A 15639-nucleotide genomic window follows, 5' to 3' on the forward strand; every position below is an offset into this window, starting at 1 on the left:
GTCCGGTGGTGGTCGGAGCGCCGGGATCGTCGGAAGCTGACGAGCCGTCGGAGCAACCCCGACGGCACCATGTCGCTCAAGGATCACCTGTACGACCTCCGCCACCGGCTGGGGTTGGCTCTGCTGATCATCGCCGTCGGCGCGATCTTCGGCTGGTTCTGGTGGGAGTGGCACATCTTCGGCCTGCCCAGCCTCGGTGACTTCGTCATCGCGCCCTACTGCGGCATCCCGGTCGAGCAACGGCTCACCCAGGGTGGCCAGGGCTGCCAGCTGCTCCAGACCCAGCCGTTCGAAGTCTTCATGATCCGGTTGAAGGTCGGCGCGGGCGCGGGCATGGCGATCACCGCGCCGCTGTGGCTGATGCAGGTGTGGCGGTTCATCGCGCCCGGCCTGTACGCGAAGGAGCGCAAGTTCGCGCTGATCTTCGTGGGCATCGCGTCGGTGCTGTTCGTCGCGGGCGCGACGCTCGCCTTCTACGTGGTGCCGCAGGGCCTGTCGGTGCTGGTCGGCTTCGGTGACGAGAAGTTCATCACCGCGCTGACCGCCGGTGAGTACATCAGTTTCGTGATGGCGCTGCTGCTGATCTTCGGGGTCAGCTTCGAGCTGCCGCTGATCGTGGTGATGCTCAACCAGGTGGGCGTGCTGACCTACGACAAGCTGCGCAAGTGGCGGCGCGGGATCATCTTCGCGCTGTTCATCTTCGCCGCGATCGCGACACCGGGCACCGACCCGATCTCGATGGTCGCGCTGGCCATCGCGCTGACCCTGCTGTTCGAGTTCGCGATCCAGCTGGCCCGGGTGCACGACAAGCGGGCGGCCCGCAAGCGCAAGGCCGAGGGCCTCGACGAACTCGACGACGACGAGGCCGCGCCGTTCGACTACCAGCCGTCGCAGGTCGAGGAGACCATCGACGAGCCGGTGACGCAGAAGCAGCCGCACCGGGTCAACTACGACGACGCGACCTGATCCCCGAGGTCCGGCGGCGGTGTGAGGTCGCCGTCGGACCGTGGATCTTCGCCGGTGCGGTGTGCCAGGATGCCGGGACCCGAGGTCCCGGAGGACTCCCCGATGGCTCGTTCCGCCCCATGACGCGCGCCGCGCTGCTGGTCTGCCCGGCTTCGGGCCGGGGCCGTGCCGGACGGGTCGCGGGCACGGTGGCGGCCCGGTTGCGCACCGCGGTCGACTCGCTGGACCTGCACGTCGCCTCCTCCGCCGAGGGCACCGCCGAGCTGGCCCGCCGCGCCGTGGCCGACGGCGTGGACGTCCTGGTCGTGCTCGGCGGCGACGGCGGGGCGCACCTGGGCGTCCAGGCGTGCGCCGGCACCCCCACCGCGCTCGCCGTGGTCCCCGCCGGCACCGGCAACGACTTGGCCACCGCCCTGGGCACGACCTCGGTGGACGACGTGGTGCACGCCCTGCGCGAGGGCGCGACCCGTCCGCTGGACCTGGGCCGGCTCGGCGACGGGACGTGGTTCGCCACCGTCCTGTGCGCGGGCTTCGACTCGGCGGTCAACGAGCGCGCCAACGGGATGCGGTGGCCCGCCGGCCCCCGCCGCTACGACCTGGCGATCCTCGCCGAACTGGCCACCCTGCGCCCGGAGCCCCTGGTCGTCGAGACCGAGGGCGACCGGCTGGAGCTGGACGCCCTGCTGGTCGCGGTCGGCAACACCACCAGCTACGGCGGCGGCATCCCGGTCTGCCCGGATGCCGACGCCGCCGACGGGCTGTTCGACATCACCGTGGTGGCCGCCGCCCCGCGCCGCACCCTGCTGCGGATGCTGCCCACGCTGCGCACCGGCCGGCACGTCGACCACCCGGCGGTGCGCACGCTGCGTGCCAAGTCGGTCACCCTGTCCGGGCCCGCCTGGGTCGGTTACGCCGACGGCGAGCGGCTGCACGGCCTGCCGCTGGAGGTTTCGTGCAGGTCAGGGGCGTTGACGGCGGTCACGGCGACGGCCCCGGGCTAGTCGCGGCGCGCCGCCGCGCCGCTCGGCGCGGATCAAGAGCGCTTTTGTCGGTCCCATGTGACAGCCTGGAAGGGTGTCAAGCGCTTCGCGGTCTCCGGCCGACGCCTACGCGGACTTCCGCCGCCGCACCACCCGGCCCAAGCTGACCGATTTCCTGTCGGTGCTCTCCTTCGAGCTGGACCCGTTCCAGCAGCGCGCCTGCGAGGCCCTGGAGGACGGGCACGGCGTGCTGGTGTGCGCGCCGACCGGCGCGGGCAAGACCGTCGTCGGCGAGTTCGCCGTCCACCTGGCCCTGTCCGAGGGCCGCAAGTGCTTCTACACGACGCCCATCAAGGCGCTGTCCAACCAGAAGTACGCCGACCTGGTGGCCCGCTACGGCGAGGGCAAGGTGGGCCTGCTGACCGGTGACACGTCGGTCAACGGCAACGCGCCCGTGGTCGTGATGACCACCGAGGTGCTGCGCAACATGCTCTACGCGGGCTCCTCCACGCTCACCAGCCTCGCGTACGTGGTGATGGACGAGGTGCACTACCTGGCGGACCGGTTCCGCGGCCCGGTGTGGGAAGAGGTGATCCTGCACCTGCCGGAGTCGGTGCGGCTGGTCGGCCTCTCCGCGACGGTCAGCAACGCCGAGGAGTTCGGCGAGTGGCTGGTCGAGGTGCGCGGTGACACGACGGTCGTGGTGGACGAGCACCGGCCGGTGCCGCTGTGGCAGCACATGCTGGCCGGCGGCCGGATGATGGACCTGTTCGCGGGCGAGGCCGACGACGGGGTCGCCCGGCTCAACCCGCAGCTGCTGCGGCACACCGAGGACCTGTTCCGCTACCACGTGCCGTGGAGCCGGAACAAGAACAACAAGGGCCGCCCGCCGCGCGGGTCGGGGTTCAAGCCGCCCTCGCGGGTGGACATCGTGCAGCGGCTGGACGGCGCGGGGCTGCTGCCCGCGATCGACTTCGTGTTCAGCCGGGCGGGCTGCGACGCGGCGGTCGGCCAGTGCGTGCGGGCCGGGCTGCGGCTCAACACCGACGCCGAGGTCGAGGTGATCCGCGGGATCATCGAGTCCAAGACCCGCGACCTGCCCCAGGGTGACCTGATGGTGCTCGGCTACTGGGAGTGGCGCGACGCCCTGGAGCGGGGCATCGCGAGCCACCACGCGGGGCTGCTGCCGGCGTTCAAGGAGACCGTCGAGGAGCTGTTCGTCCGGGGTCTGGTGAAGGTCGTGTTCGCGACCGAGACGCTGGCCCTGGGCATCAACATGCCCGCTCGCACGGTCGTGCTGGAGAAGCTGGTCAAGTACAACGGCGAGGCCCACGTCGACCTGACGCCGGGGGAGTACACGCAGCTCACCGGGCGTGCCGGGCGGCGCGGGATCGACGTCGAGGGGCACGCGGTCGTGGTCTGGCAGCCGGGGGTGGACCCGAAGGCCGTGGCCGGTCTGGCCTCCACCCGCACCTACCCGCTGCGGTCGTCGTTCCGGCCCGGCTACAACATGGCCGTCAACCTGGTCAACCAGCTCGGCGCGGCGGCCGCGCGGGAGATCCTGGAGCAGTCGTTCGCGCAGTTCCAGGCGGACCGCTCGGTGGTCGGCCTGGCCCGGCGGATCGAGCGCAACAAGGAGGCGCTGGCCGGGTACGCCGAGGCGATGAGCTGCCACCTGGGCGACTTCACCGAGTACGCCTCGCTGCGCCGCCAGGTCGCCGACCGGGAGAAGGCGCTGGCCCGGCAGAACTCGTCCGCGCGGCGGGCCGAGGCGGCGTCGTCGCTGGAGCGGCTGCGCAAGGGCGACGTGATCGCGGTGCCCTCCGGCCGCCGGTCGGGGCTCGCCGTGGTCATCGACCCGGGTCTGGAGCCGCTGGGCGAGGCGCGCCCGCTGGTGGTGACCGAGGACCGGTGGGCGGGCCGGCTGTCGTCGGCGGACTTCCCGCTGCCGGTCGAGGTGCTGGGGCACGTGAAGCTGCCCCGCCAGGTCGACACCCGGTCGCCGAAGTCGCGCCGCGACTTGGCGTCCACGCTGCGCAACACCGGGATCGTCGCGCCGTCGCTGCGCAAGCGGCGGTCCACCGCGGACGACGACGCGGAGCTGGCGACGCTGCGCCGGGCGCTGCGCGCGCACCCGTGCCACGGCTGCGAGAAGCGCGAGGACCACGCCCGCTGGGGCGAGCGGTACCACCGGCTGCTGGCCGAGACCGAGCAGGTGGAGCGCAAGGTCGCGGCCACCACGCACTCGCTGGCCCGCGAGTTCGACCGCATCCGGGGCCTGCTGCGCGAGCGCGGCTACCTGCACGAGGAGGAGACCGGTCCGGGCGAGGAGGTCACCGAGCACGGCAAGCGGCTGACCCGGCTGTACTCCGAGTCCGACCTGCTGGCCGCCGAGTGCCTGCGGCACGGGGTGTGGCGCGGCCTCGAACCGGCCGAGCTGGCGGCCGTGGTGTCGTCGCTGGTGTACGAGGCGCGCCGGGACGGCCCGCTGGAGACCAGGCTGCCACCGGGCAAGGTGACCGACGCGCTGACGGCCACCGCGCGGCTGTGGGCGGAGCTGGAGGACGACGAGCGCCGGCACAAGCTCGACCGCACCCGGCAGCCCGACCCCGGTTTCGCCTGGCCGGTGTACCGGTGGGCGCGCGGCGAGTCGCTGGAGAAGGTGCTCAGCTCCTCCGAGGCGAGCGGCACCGAACTCGGCGCGGGCGACTTCGTGCGTTGGTGCCGGCAAGTGATCGACTTCCTGGACCAGATCAGGGACGTGGTCGGCGGCGGCGACCCGGTCGGCGCGGCGGCCCGCAAGGCCGTCGACGCGCTGCGCCGGGGAGTGGTGGCGATGGCCACGGTCTGAGAAAGCTTTGCGGGGTGGCTGGGTGCGCCCCGCGCTCCTGTGGTTTGATCGCGCCCGCAAGACTTGACACGTCTTTTCCAGACCGACCGTCGGAGGCCGAGCATGACCAGTCCGTACGGACCGTCCGGAGGGAACGACCCGCAGCAGCAGTGGGGCCAGCAGCCCTACGGCGGTGGTGGGTACCCCGGCACGCCGTCGGGTGGTTTCCCCGCTCAGCAGCCCGGTTACGGGCAGCCGGACCCGTCGCAGCAGCAACAGCAGCAGCAGTGGGGGCAGCAGCCCCAGCCGCAGCAGCAGCAGTACACCCAGCAGTACCCCGGTGGGTACGACCCCACCCAGCAGCAACAGCAGAACCCGTACGGCCAGCCGCAGCAGCCCGGCTACGGGCAGCCGGACCCGTCGCAGCAGCAGTGGGGCCAGCAGCCGGGCCAGTTCGGGCAGCAGCAGAACCCGTACGGCCAGCCCGGCTACGGCCAGCCGCAGCCGCCCGCGAAGAAGTCCGGCGCGGTGCTCTGGGTGGTCGTCGCGCTGGTCGTGCTGGTGGTCGCGGCCGTCGGCATCACCGGCTTCGTGACCCCCGGCTTCTTCAAGAAGAAGATCTTCGACAACAACGCCGTCCAGACCGGGATCCAGCAGATCCTCAAGGACGACTACAAGATCTCCGACGTGGAAGGCGCGACCTGCTCCGGGGAGAACCCGGTGGAGCCGAACCGCACCTTCACCTGCAAGGTGAAGATCGGCGGCAAGGACAAGGACGTGAAGATCACGGTGAAGACCGCCGACGGCGAGTACGAGGTCGGCCAGCCCACGGGCTGAACCACCTCCGGCGGCACGCGTCACGAGGCCACCCCGCGCGGGGTGGCTTCGTCGTTTTCCAGGTCACGGGGAAACTCGGTCGCGGGACGGCGTCCGGGCAGGCACCATCAGGCGGTGACCGATCTCGACATCCGCGTACTCGACGACGCCCACTTCCGCGCCGCGAGCGCGCTGTTCCGGGGAACGCTGCACTCCGCGCCGCCGACCGACGAGGCGTGGGAGACCGCCCGGACGACCTACCAACCTGGTCGGGTGCTGGGCGCGTTCGCGGGTGACGAGCTGGTGGGCACCATGCAGTCCTTCCCCTCCGCGTTGACCGTGCCCGGCGGGGCGGTCGTGCCGATGTCGGCGATCAGCCGGGTCGGCGTGCGGGCGGACTGGACGCGGCGCGGCGTGCTGTCGTCGATGCAGCGGGTCCAGCTGACGTCGATGCGCGACGCGGGCGACGTGGCGTCGACGCTGCGGGCGTCGGAGAGCGTCATCTACGGGCGGTACGGCTACGGGGTCGCCACGCGCTACCGCGAGGTGCGGATCAAGCGGGTCGAGGCGCGGTCGCGGGTGCCCATCGGAGGCCGGGTGCGGCTGGCGGCGGCCGACCGGGCGCAGGCGGTGTGCCAGGCGGTGTTCGAGCGGGTGTCGCCGGCCCGGCCCGGGTCCATCGCGCGCTGGCCCGGCTGGTGGACCCTGAACGTGCAGCGCGCGCTGAAAGAGGACAACCTGAAGATCGCCGTGGCGTCGGGGCCGGACGGCGACGACGGGTACGCGGCCTACACGGTGACCAAGGGGTCGTGGGAGTTCGGCCACGAGAAGCCGACCGTGCTGGCCGTGCTGGACCTGTGGGCGGCGACGCCGCGCGCGTGGGCCGACCTGTGGACGTTCCTGCTGGGCGTGGACCTGGTGGGCGAGGTCGTCGCCGAAGGCCGTCCGGTCGACGAGCCGATCGAGTGGCTGCTGACCGACCGGCGCGGGCTGCGGTCGGTGGACGAGGGCGACGAGACCTGGCTGCGCCTGCTGGACGTGGAGGCGGCCCTGGCGGCGCGCACGTACCGCGCGGGCGAGCCGGTGGTGATCGGCGTGCGCGACCGGTACCTGCCGGAGAACGACGGCGCGTACCGGATCACGTCGACGGGCGCGTCCCGGACCACCGACGAACCGGACTTCGTGCTCGACGTGGACCTGCTCGGCGCGGCCTACCTGGGCGACGTGTCGTTCGGCGCACTCGCGATGACCGGCCGCTTCGAGTCGTCGTCACCCGAAGCCGTGGCCCGGGCCGACACCCTCTTCGCCGTGGACCAGGTTCCCTGGTGCGGTACTTATTTTTGATGCCGCGACTTCGTCGCGGCGGGCTCGGCCGCCTGGAAGTCGGTGCATCGCGCCGCGTTTCGCTCCGATCGAAAAGCGTGATCGGAGCGAAAGGCGGCGCGACACACCGACGCGGCCTCGCGTGGTGCTTGAGTGGGGAGAAGAGCTAGGGAGCAGGGAGAAGGGTGGGGGCAGGGAGCAGGTAGAGGGGTGAAGGGTGGCGGCTGGGTGTCTGGTCTGGCTGTCCCTGGGCAGCTGGGGTGGGTAGCCGGTGGTCAGCGGCGTTCCAGGGCGGTCAGCAGGCGGGGGAGTGAGCTGCCCAGGCCCCAGCGGTGGGTCAGGTCCGCTACTCGGTCGGGGTCTGCCGGGGCTGCCGGGACCGGGTCGGGGCGGTCTTGGATGATCTCGGCGTCGGTTGCCACGTTGACCACCGTGGGCGCGACGGCGAGGTAGTCCTGGGCGTTGATCAGGGCGGTGCGGGCGCGGGTGGTGAGCTTGCGGTCCTTGCCGTCGTGCACGGCCGCCAGTACCGCTTCCAGCGAGCCGAACTCGGTGATCAGCTTGGCGGCGGTCTTCTCGCCGATGCCCGCGACGCCCGGCAGGCCGTCGGACGGGTCGCCGCGCAGCACGGCCATCCCGGCGTAGGCCCGGCCCGCGTCCTGCTCGGGCAGCGCGTACTTGGCGGCCAGTTCCACCGGGCCGATCAGCTCGGCCTTCGCCCAGCCGCGACCCAGGTACAGCACCCGGACCGGGGTGGGCTCGTCGCGGACCACCTGGAACAGGTCGCGGTCGCCGGTGATGACCTCGACCGGGTCGGTGGTCTCGCGGGCGGCCAGGGTGCCGATCACGTCGTCGGCCTCGTAGCCGACCGCCTCCGCGGTGGCGATGCCGACCGCGTCGAGCACGTCGAGGATGATCGGGACCTGCGGGGTCAGCGTGTCCGGCACGTCCTCCTCGCCGTCCGCCGCCTCGGCGGCCACCCGGTGCGCCTTGTACGACGGCAGCGCGGCCACCCGGAACTCCGGGCGCCAGTCGGCGTCGAGGCAGGCGACCACCCGGCCGGCGCCGCGGTCGGCGACCACCTTGGTCACGGTGTCGATGAAGCCGCGCACCGCGTTCACGGGCGTGCCGTCCGGCGCGGTCATGGATTCGGGCAACGCGTAGAACGCCCGGAAGTACAGGCTGGCGGCGTCCATGAGGACTAGCGGGCTGCTCACCCCGGACAGCTTGCCAGACGGGTACGACACCGCGCCGCGCGCACGGTGGGTGCGCGGTCGTTCGCGGCCCGTGTTGATCAGGTGTAGTGGCACGTGACAGGCTTGGCAGTACTAGGCTAACGAGACATGTCGACCCATGTTGGACCCATTGACGTGGACGCCCTCCGCGCGCGACTGGACAAGGCCGCCACCGCGGCGACCGTCGCCGGCGTGGACGCCCTGCTCATCACCCCCGGCTCGGACCTGCGTTACCTGATCGGGGCAGGCGGCTCGTCGTTCGAGCGGCTCACCTGCCTGGTGCTGCCGGTCGGCGGCACGCCGGTGCTGGTGGTGCCGAAGCTGGAGCAGCCCGGCTACGCGGGCGTGCCGACCGGCGACCTCGGCGTCGACGTGGCGACCTGGGTCGACGGCGAGGACCCGTACGCGCTGGTGCGCCGGGCGCTCAAGGGCACCGACCGGGTCGCGGTGGCGGACATGATGCCCGCCCTGCACAGCCTGAGCCTGCGCGGCGCGATCGGCGGCGACCAGGTGCTGGCCGGCCCGATCCTGCGCGAGCTGCGGATGCGCAAGGACGCCTCGGAGGTCGAGGCGCTGCGCAAGGCCGGCGCGGCGATCGACCGGGTGCACGCGCGGGTCGGCGAGTGGCTGCGGCCGGGGCGCACCGAGGCCGAGGTGGGCGCGGACATCGCGGCCGCGATCGTCGCCGAGGGCCACGAGCTGGCCGAGTTCGTGATCGTCGGGTCCGGCCCGAACGGCGCGTCGCCGCACCACAGCCTGTCCGACCGGGTGATCGAGGCCGGCGACGTGGTCGTGGTCGACATCGGCGGCCCGGTGGCCGAGGGCTACAACTCCGACTCCACCCGCACCTACGTGCTGGGCGAGCCGCGCGACAAGGACGTGTGGGACACCTACGCGGTGCTCCAGGCCGCGCAGAAGGCCGCTGTGGACGCGGTCAAGCCCGGCGTCACGTGCGAGGCGGTCGACGCCGCCGCGCGCGAGGTCATCGCGGACGCCGGGTTCGGCGAGTACTTCGTGCACCGCACCGGCCACGGCATCGGGCTGGACGTGCACGAGGAGCCCTACATCGTGGGCGGCAACGACCTGGTGCTGGAGGCCGGCATGGCGTTCAGCGTCGAGCCGGGCATCTACCTGCCCGGCCGGTGGGGCGCCCGGATCGAGGACATCGTGATCGCCACCGACAGCGGTGTCGAGGCCGTCAACAACCGACCTCACGAACTGGTGGTGCTGCCCGCGTGACCAACCTGGAGCCGATAGACCGGGCGATCCTGCGCGAACTCGCGGCCGACGGCCGGTGCAGCTTCACCGACCTCGCCGAACGGGTGGGGCTGAGCGTGTCGGCCGTGCACCAGCGGGTGCGCCGGCTGGAGCAGCGCGGCGTGGTGCGCGGGTACGCGGCGCGGCTGGACGGCGACGAGATCGGCCTGCCGCTGACCGCGTTCATCTCGCTCACCCCGATCGACCCGGCGGCTCCGGACGACTACCCGAAGCGGCTGGAGCACCTGCCGCAGGTCGAGGCGTGCTACTCGGTCGCGGGGGACGCCTCGTACGTCCTGCGCGTCCGGGTGGCCTCGCCGACGGCGCTGGAGGAGCTGCTGCGGCAGATCCGGGAGGCGGCGAACGTGTCCACCCGGACGACGGTCGTGCTGTCCACCCCGTACGAGGACCGGCCGCCGGCGGTCTGAGCGGGCCGGTCAGCCCACCTGGTCGCGCCCTTCGGCGAGCCGGGTCATGGTGTCGGTGAACCGGTCGACCACCCGCTGCGCCGAGCGGTCGGCCGGCGGCAGCAGGCGCATGACCTCGCCGTCGGTGGCCGGGGTGGCGGCCAGCACGAACTCGCGAGCGGCCGCCTTGGTGGCTTCCTTCGACACCACGGCGACCACCTCGCGGTCCCCGATCCGGGTGATCCAGACGTGGTCGGCCGGGTCCTCCTGGTAGATCGGCTCCTTGGTGCGGGCCGAGGGGATCCGGCGGATCACCAGCTTCGGGTGCTCGCCCAGCGACGGGCCGGCTTCGCGGGGCGCGTACTCCACGACCGCTTCGTCGCCGTCCATCCGGACCGTGGGGAAGGCGTACTGCGCGGGGCGGGCGATCACCGGGGCGATGCCGAACGCCCTGATCCGCGACTTGGCGGTGTCCGGCTCCTGCCACGTCGGCCCGCTGTTGGCCCCGGCGATCAGCGCCACGGCCACGACCGTCGCGCCCAGCGGGAGCAGCACGCCGCGCGCGAGGATCGCGGCCACCAGCGCGACCGGCACGGCGAAACCGCCGTAGAGCAGCCACATCGGGCCGTGCGGTTTCCAGGCGTCCAACGCGCTGGAGTAGAACACGACACCGATCGCGCCCACGACCGACACCAGTGCCGCCCACAGCACCCGCCACCCCGGTGTCCGGGTGAGCGGGCTCGCGTCCTTGGTGACCGTGCCGATCAGGTAGTACAGCCCGAAGACCGGGATCATGGCGACCAGCACGACGACCCGGCTGCCGATCCAGAAGCCGAACATCACCACCCAGCCGGCCGTGTACATGGCCACCAGGGTGCCCACCAGCACGGCGGCCACCTGCATGACCACCGGGAGCGCTCGTTTCGGGGTGTCGATCACCGCCACACGATCTCCCGCCGGCGGTACCCGGGACATCCGGGGTTCTACTCAAACGGGTCCCACGGCACCGAGTCGTACGCGGCGCGCACCCGGCCGATCGCCTCGGCGTCCACTTCGTACTCGACGTCGTCCACAGCGGACACCGCGGCCACGCCGATCGAGTTCGTCAGGAACGCGCCGCGATAGGACCTCAGGTCCGCCAAGCGCACGACGGCCCGCCGCGACGGCAGCGCGCCTTCCACGAGCTGCATGGTGATGCCGTGCAGGCAGTCGGCCAGGGCCCACACGACGTCGTCGCCGTCGAAGAACGCGATGTTCGAGATCGCCCCTTCGACGACCACGCCGTCCGGGGTGGTGAGGAGCGCTTCGTCGTAGCCGGCGGCGGCCGCGCGGTTGCGGTGCAGGGCCTGGCCGAAACCGCCGAGGTGCTTCACGTGCGGCAGCGGGCGCAGGTAGTCCACCGACATCAGCCGCTGGGGGTGGTCCGGCGGGGTCGTCGGGTCGCGCACGGCGACCAGCACGGACGGGTCGGTGGGCCCGAACACGACCACGCGCACGGCGGCGTCGCGGACGTCGTCGGCCAGGGCGTGCGACACCAGCGCGCGCACCCGGTCGCCGTCCAGCCCGGTGCCGTACAGCTCGCGGTGGCCCGCGTCCAGCCGGCGCAGGTGGGCGTCGAGGCCGCGCACCCGGCGGTCGCGGACCTGCATGGCGGTGAAGTGGCCGTAGTTGGCCAGCGCGGCGGGCGCGAGCTGGTGCGCGGTGGGGGTGTCGCCGTCGATCTCGATCCTCAGCACGGGTCCGACCGTAACGTGGCAGGAATCGAGGGTCGCGGGTCGTTGCCGCCACCGCGGCGGGCCGAGAGGGTGGTGGGTGTGGAACGCGAGGTGCTGATCGTCGGCTACCCCGACGCCGCGCTGCTGGACATCGCCGGACCCGTCGAGGTGTTCCGGGGAGCGGCGGCGGTGCGGGGCGGTGGCTACCGGGTGCGGCTGGCCGCGGTGGGCGGGGGGTTCACCGCGTCCGGCATCGGGTTGGCCGCCGAGGACCTGCGGGAGGTCGCCGGGCCGGTGGACACGGTCGTCGTGGCGGGTGGCTTCGGGTTCGAGCGGGCCGCGCGGGACGCCGTGCTGCTGGCGGAGTTGCGCCGGGTCGCGGGCCCGGCCCGGCGGGTCGCGTCGGTGTGCACGGGCGCGTTCCCGCTGGCCGCCGCCGGGCTGCTGGACGGGAGCCGGGCCACCACGCACTGGGCGTACTGCGGGCGGTTGGCCGCCGAGCACCCGGGCGTGGAGGTCGTGCCGGACGCGATCTTCGTGTGCGATGGGCGGCTGGCCACGTCCGCCGGGGTCACCGCGAGCATCGACCTGGCGCTGGCGCTGCTGGAGCGCGACCACGACGCGGCGCTGGCCCGGTTGGTCGCCCGGTGGCTCGTGGTGTTCCTGCAACGGCCCGGCGGCCAGTCCCAGTTCAGCGTGCGGGCCAGGGTGCCCCCGGTGCGCGAGCCGGGGCTGCGGGCCGTGCTGGACGCGATCGCCGACGACCCGGCCGCCGCGTGGACCGTCGACGGGATGGCCCGCCGCGCCGCGATGAGCCCGCGGCACTTCGCCCGGGTGTTCCCGCGCCGGGTGGGCGCCTCGCCCGCCCGGTACGTGGAGCGGGCCCGGGTCGAGGCGGCGGCGGGCCTGCTGGAGTCCGGTGACGAGGGGCTCGACGTCGTGGCCCGGCGCAGCGGTTTCGGCTCCGCGGAGACCATGCGCCGCGCGTTCCTGCGGGTGCTCGGCGTGCCGCCGGGCGGCTACCGCGACAGGTTCCGCACCACCGGTGCGGCCTGACCACCGACGACAGGGGGGACACTCGATGGACCTGGCTTTCGTGCTCTACCCGAAGTTCACCGCGCTGGACCTGATCGGGCCCTACGAGGTGCTCGGCCACCAGCCGGACGTGACCGTGCGGTTCGTCGCGGCCTCCCGGGACCCGGTCACCGCCGACGCCGGGCTGATCGTCACGCCGACCGCCACGTTCGACGAGGTGGACCGGGCCGACGTGATCGTGGTGCCGGGCAGCGGCGCCTGGCCCGAGCCGCTGGCGGACGGGGCGGTCGCCCGGTGGCTGCGCGAGGTGCACCCGACCGCGACCTGGACCACCTCGGTGTGCACCGGCTCCACCCTGCTCGCCCAGGCCGGGATCCTGGCCGGGCGGCCCGCCACCACGCACTGGGCGGTGCGCGACGAGCTGGCCCGCCTCGGCGCGGTGGTCAGCACCGACCGGGTGGTGCGCGACGGGAACGTGGTGACCGGCGCGGGCGTGTCCGCCGGGATCGACATGGCGCTCACCCTGGTCGGCCTGATCTGGGGCGACGACCGGGCCCGGTTCACCCAGCTGCTCATCGAGTACGCGCCCGAGCCGCCCTACGACTCGGGCTCGCCGGAGACCGCGCCCGAATCGGTCCTGGCGATGATGCGCGCCGAACTCGCCGACTGACCGCGCGCTGGCACGGCGGCCACCGCGCCGCCGTGCCGCGCCCGTCAGAGCGACGCGGGCAGGCCGAACCGGGCGAACACGTCGGAAGGGAACCTGACGACGTCCGTGACCTCGTCGCCCTCCACCCGCAGCACGTCCACCGCCACCAACACCTCCGACCCCGGCCGCCGTACGGAGGACGCCACCGCCGGGTGCCGGTTGGCGCTGGTGACCACCGTGCGCCACCGGCCCGTCGCGGTCGGCCCGGTCAGGACCGGGGCCCACTCGGCCACCAGCGCGTCGCGCCCGCGCCGCCACTCCGGCTGCGGCGGCATCGTCCACACCACGTCCTCGCGCAGCACTGCGGCCAGGTCGCCCTGCTCGGTGGCGTCCACGAACCGCTTCACCGCCGCCTTCTCCCGTGCCGACGAATCGCCCGACCACTCCGCGCGCCGCTCCGGCAGGTGCTTGCGCAGCGTGACCCGCGCGCGTTGCAGGGCGGTGTTCACCGCCGCCACGGTGTTGTCCAGCAGTCCGGCCACCTCGGTCGCCGGCCGGCCCAGCACGTCCCGCAGCACCGCGCGCTGCTTGCCCGGCAGGTGCTGGAGCGCGACCAGGAACGCCGGCTCGATCGTCTCGCGCGCCACCACTTCGGCGTCCGCCGGCGCGTCGAGCACCGCGTCCGGGAACGCCTGGAGCCACGGCACGTCCGCCGCCGCGATGTCCGTCGGGACGCCGCGCCGGCCCGGCACGCGTTGGTCGCGATCCGGTACAGCCACGCCCGGAACGGCGACTCGCCCCGGAAGGTCTCCCGGCTGCGCCAGGTCCTCCGCGTCGTCGAACGAACCCGACATGCGGTAGCAGTGCACCCGCAGCTCGTGACGGTGGTTCTCGACCTCCTGCGTGAAGTCGAACGTCATGGTCGCAACCTCGCTCGTCGCCGTCCTCCGGGCTTGTACGGTGGCGTGCCTGGCCGCACGCCGCACGCACGGATGACCGGAACGCGCGCGGAAACTCATCGGAGGAGCCTTGGGGACGGGTTTCCGGGCGGCGTTCGCCGTGCCCGAGTTCCGGGTGCTGTGGGCCGCCGCCGCCCTGTCGACCGTCGGCGACCAGTTGGCCCGCGTCGCGCTGTCCGTGCTGGTGTTCCAGCGCACCGGCTCGGCCGCCTGGACGGCCCTGACCTACGCCCTGACCATGCTGCCCGCGCTGGTGTCGGGCGTGCTCCTGTCGGGCCTGGCCGACCGCTACCCGCGCCGTTCGGTGATGGTCGTGGCGGACGTCGTGCGGGCCGGGCTGCTCGCCGTGATGGCCGTGCCCGGGGTGCCGTTGCCGCTGGTCGCGGGCCTGCTGGTGGTGGCGCAGCTGGCCGAGGCCCCGTTCGCCGCCGCGCAGGGCGCGCTGCTGCCGACCGTGCTGGGCGACCGGTACGAGGCCGGGCAGTCGGTGCACCTGATCACCCACCAGACCGGTCTGCTGCTCGGGTTCGCCGGCGGTGGGTTCGCGGTGGCCGGGCTGGGCACGTCCGGCGCGCTGGCCGCCGACGCGGCGACGTTCGCGGCCTCCGCCGTGCTGCTCCGGCTGGGTCTGCGCCACCGGCCCGCGCCGGACCGGGTCGCCCGCGCGCACGTGCGGATCCGCGCGGGCGCGGCGCTGGTGTGGCGGGACCGGCGGCTGCGCCTGCTGGTCGCGCTGGGGTGGCTGGCGCTGTTCACGGTGGTGCCCGAGGGCTTGGCCGCGCCGTTCTCGGCGGAGGTCGGGGCGGGCGCGGGCGGCGTCGGCCTGCTGCTGGCGGCGGACCCGGCCGGCATGGTCCTCGGGACGGTGCTGCTGCGGTTCCTGCCGGCCCGCCGCCGGGTGCGGCTGCTCGGCCTGCTCGCGGTGGCGACGGCGCTGCCGCTGGTCGGCTACCTCTGCACCCCGGGCCTGACCGGCGCGGTGGCGTTGCTGGCCGTGAGCGGGGTGTTCAGCGCCTACCAGGTGACGGCCGGTGCCACGTTCGTCCGCCTGGTCCCCGACGACCAGCGCGGCCAAGCACTGGGTTTCGCCCGCAGCGGCCTGGTGGCCACCCAGGGCATCGGCGTAGCCGGCGGCGGCCTGCTGGCCACCGCGTTCGGCTCGGCCGGCACCGCCATCGCCGTAGCGGGCCTGATCGGCGTCGCATCCGCCCTGGTGGTGACCGCCGCCTGGTCCCGCACATCCACCTCCGCCACCGACCTCTAACCCCCCCACCCCTTTCATCCCCCCACCCCTTCCAGCCCCCCACCCCTTTCATCCCCCCACCCCTTTCATCCCCCCACCCCTTCCAGCCCCCCACCCCTTCCAGCCCCCCCACGCAAGCACCACGCGAGGCCGCGTCGGTGTGTCGCGCCGCCTTTCGCTCCGATCACGCTTTTCGATCGGAGCGAAACGCGGCGCGATGCACC

The 15639-nt window shown here is 73.4% G+C and carries 14 protein-coding genes; 10 read left to right on the top strand and 4 right to left on the bottom strand.

Features of this window, described 5'->3' with window-relative positions; genetic code table 11:
* Nucleotides 1-69 precede the first annotated feature (69 nt).
* From tatC to AC0HI0_RS04840, 5 genes are all read left to right on the top strand, one after another.
* Nucleotides 70-966, top strand: coding sequence for a twin-arginine translocase subunit TatC (tatC, locus tag AC0HI0_RS04820; RefSeq protein ID WP_480931023.1), 897 nt, complete (start codon nt 70-72; stop codon nt 964-966).
* Nucleotides 967-1085: 119 nt separating this feature from the next.
* Nucleotides 1086-1967, top strand: coding sequence for a diacylglycerol/lipid kinase family protein (locus AC0HI0_RS04825; RefSeq protein WP_480931024.1), 882 nt, complete (start codon nt 1086-1088; stop codon nt 1965-1967).
* Between the two features lie 73 nt (nt 1968-2040).
* The gene (locus AC0HI0_RS04830; RefSeq protein WP_480931025.1) at nt 2041-4797 is read left to right on the top strand and encodes a DEAD/DEAH box helicase; all 2757 of its coding nucleotides are present in this window, start codon (nt 2041-2043) and stop codon (nt 4795-4797) included.
* A 102-nt stretch (nt 4798-4899) separates the two neighbouring features.
* The gene (locus AC0HI0_RS04835; protein WP_480931026.1) at nt 4900-5613 is read left to right on the top strand and encodes a DUF4333 domain-containing protein; all 714 of its coding nucleotides are present in this window, start codon (nt 4900-4902) and stop codon (nt 5611-5613) included.
* A gap of 114 nt (nt 5614-5727) precedes the next feature.
* Complete coding sequence (locus AC0HI0_RS04840; RefSeq protein ID WP_480931027.1) at nt 5728-6936, top strand: GNAT family N-acetyltransferase; 1209 nt, start codon at nt 5728-5730, stop codon at nt 6934-6936.
* Between the two features lie 254 nt (nt 6937-7190).
* Here AC0HI0_RS04840 and AC0HI0_RS04845 read toward each other — a convergent pair whose 3' ends face one another.
* Nucleotides 7191-8132, bottom strand: coding sequence for a 5'-3' exonuclease (locus tag AC0HI0_RS04845; protein ID WP_480931028.1), 942 nt, complete (start codon nt 8130-8132; stop codon nt 7191-7193).
* 126 nt (nt 8133-8258) lie between these two features.
* Between AC0HI0_RS04845 and AC0HI0_RS04850 the strand changes: the two genes are divergently transcribed.
* Together AC0HI0_RS04850 and AC0HI0_RS04855 are read left to right on the top strand one after the other, a co-directional pair.
* Nucleotides 8259-9389: a M24 family metallopeptidase gene (locus AC0HI0_RS04850; RefSeq protein ID WP_480931029.1), complete on the top strand. Its 1131-nt coding sequence runs from the start codon at nt 8259-8261 to the stop codon at nt 9387-9389.
* Entirely contained in the window at nt 9386-9835 is a 450-nt protein-coding gene (locus tag AC0HI0_RS04855; protein ID WP_480931030.1) for an Lrp/AsnC family transcriptional regulator, read from the top strand. The genes AC0HI0_RS04850 and AC0HI0_RS04855 overlap by 4 nt, the downstream gene beginning before the upstream one ends.
* Before the next feature lie 9 nt (nt 9836-9844).
* Here the strand turns inward: AC0HI0_RS04855 and AC0HI0_RS04860 are convergent, their stop codons facing one another.
* Nucleotides 9845-10753, bottom strand: a complete 909-nt coding sequence (locus tag AC0HI0_RS04860; protein WP_480931031.1) for a hypothetical protein — start codon at nt 10751-10753, stop codon at nt 9845-9847.
* 44 nt (nt 10754-10797) lie between these two features.
* Nucleotides 10798-11550, bottom strand: coding sequence for an aminotransferase class IV (locus AC0HI0_RS04865; RefSeq protein ID WP_480931032.1), 753 nt, complete (start codon nt 11548-11550; stop codon nt 10798-10800).
* Between the two features lie 78 nt (nt 11551-11628).
* Between AC0HI0_RS04865 and AC0HI0_RS04870 the strand changes: the two genes are divergently transcribed.
* Both AC0HI0_RS04870 and AC0HI0_RS04875 read left to right on the top strand, forming a co-directional pair.
* Nucleotides 11629-12585 (top strand): GlxA family transcriptional regulator, encoded by a 957-nt coding sequence (locus tag AC0HI0_RS04870; protein WP_480931033.1) that lies wholly within the window; start codon nt 11629-11631, stop codon nt 12583-12585.
* Nucleotides 12586-12610: 25 nt separating this feature from the next.
* Entirely contained in the window at nt 12611-13234 is a 624-nt protein-coding gene (locus tag AC0HI0_RS04875; protein WP_480931034.1) for a DJ-1/PfpI family protein, read from the top strand.
* 44 nt (nt 13235-13278) lie between these two features.
* Here the strand turns inward: AC0HI0_RS04875 and AC0HI0_RS04880 are convergent, their stop codons facing one another.
* Nucleotides 13279-14133, bottom strand: a complete 855-nt coding sequence (locus AC0HI0_RS04880) for a nuclear transport factor 2 family protein (RefSeq protein WP_480931035.1) — start codon at nt 14131-14133, stop codon at nt 13279-13281.
* Nucleotides 14134-14242: 109 nt separating this feature from the next.
* On the opposite strand from AC0HI0_RS04880, the gene AC0HI0_RS04885 reads away from it, so the two are divergent.
* Nucleotides 14243-15436 (top strand): MFS transporter, encoded by a 1194-nt coding sequence (locus AC0HI0_RS04885; RefSeq protein ID WP_480931036.1) that lies wholly within the window; start codon nt 14243-14245, stop codon nt 15434-15436.
* Nucleotides 15437-15639 lie beyond the last annotated feature (203 nt).

The sequence above is a fragment of the Saccharothrix sp. NBAS 001 genome, assembly GCF_056640475.1.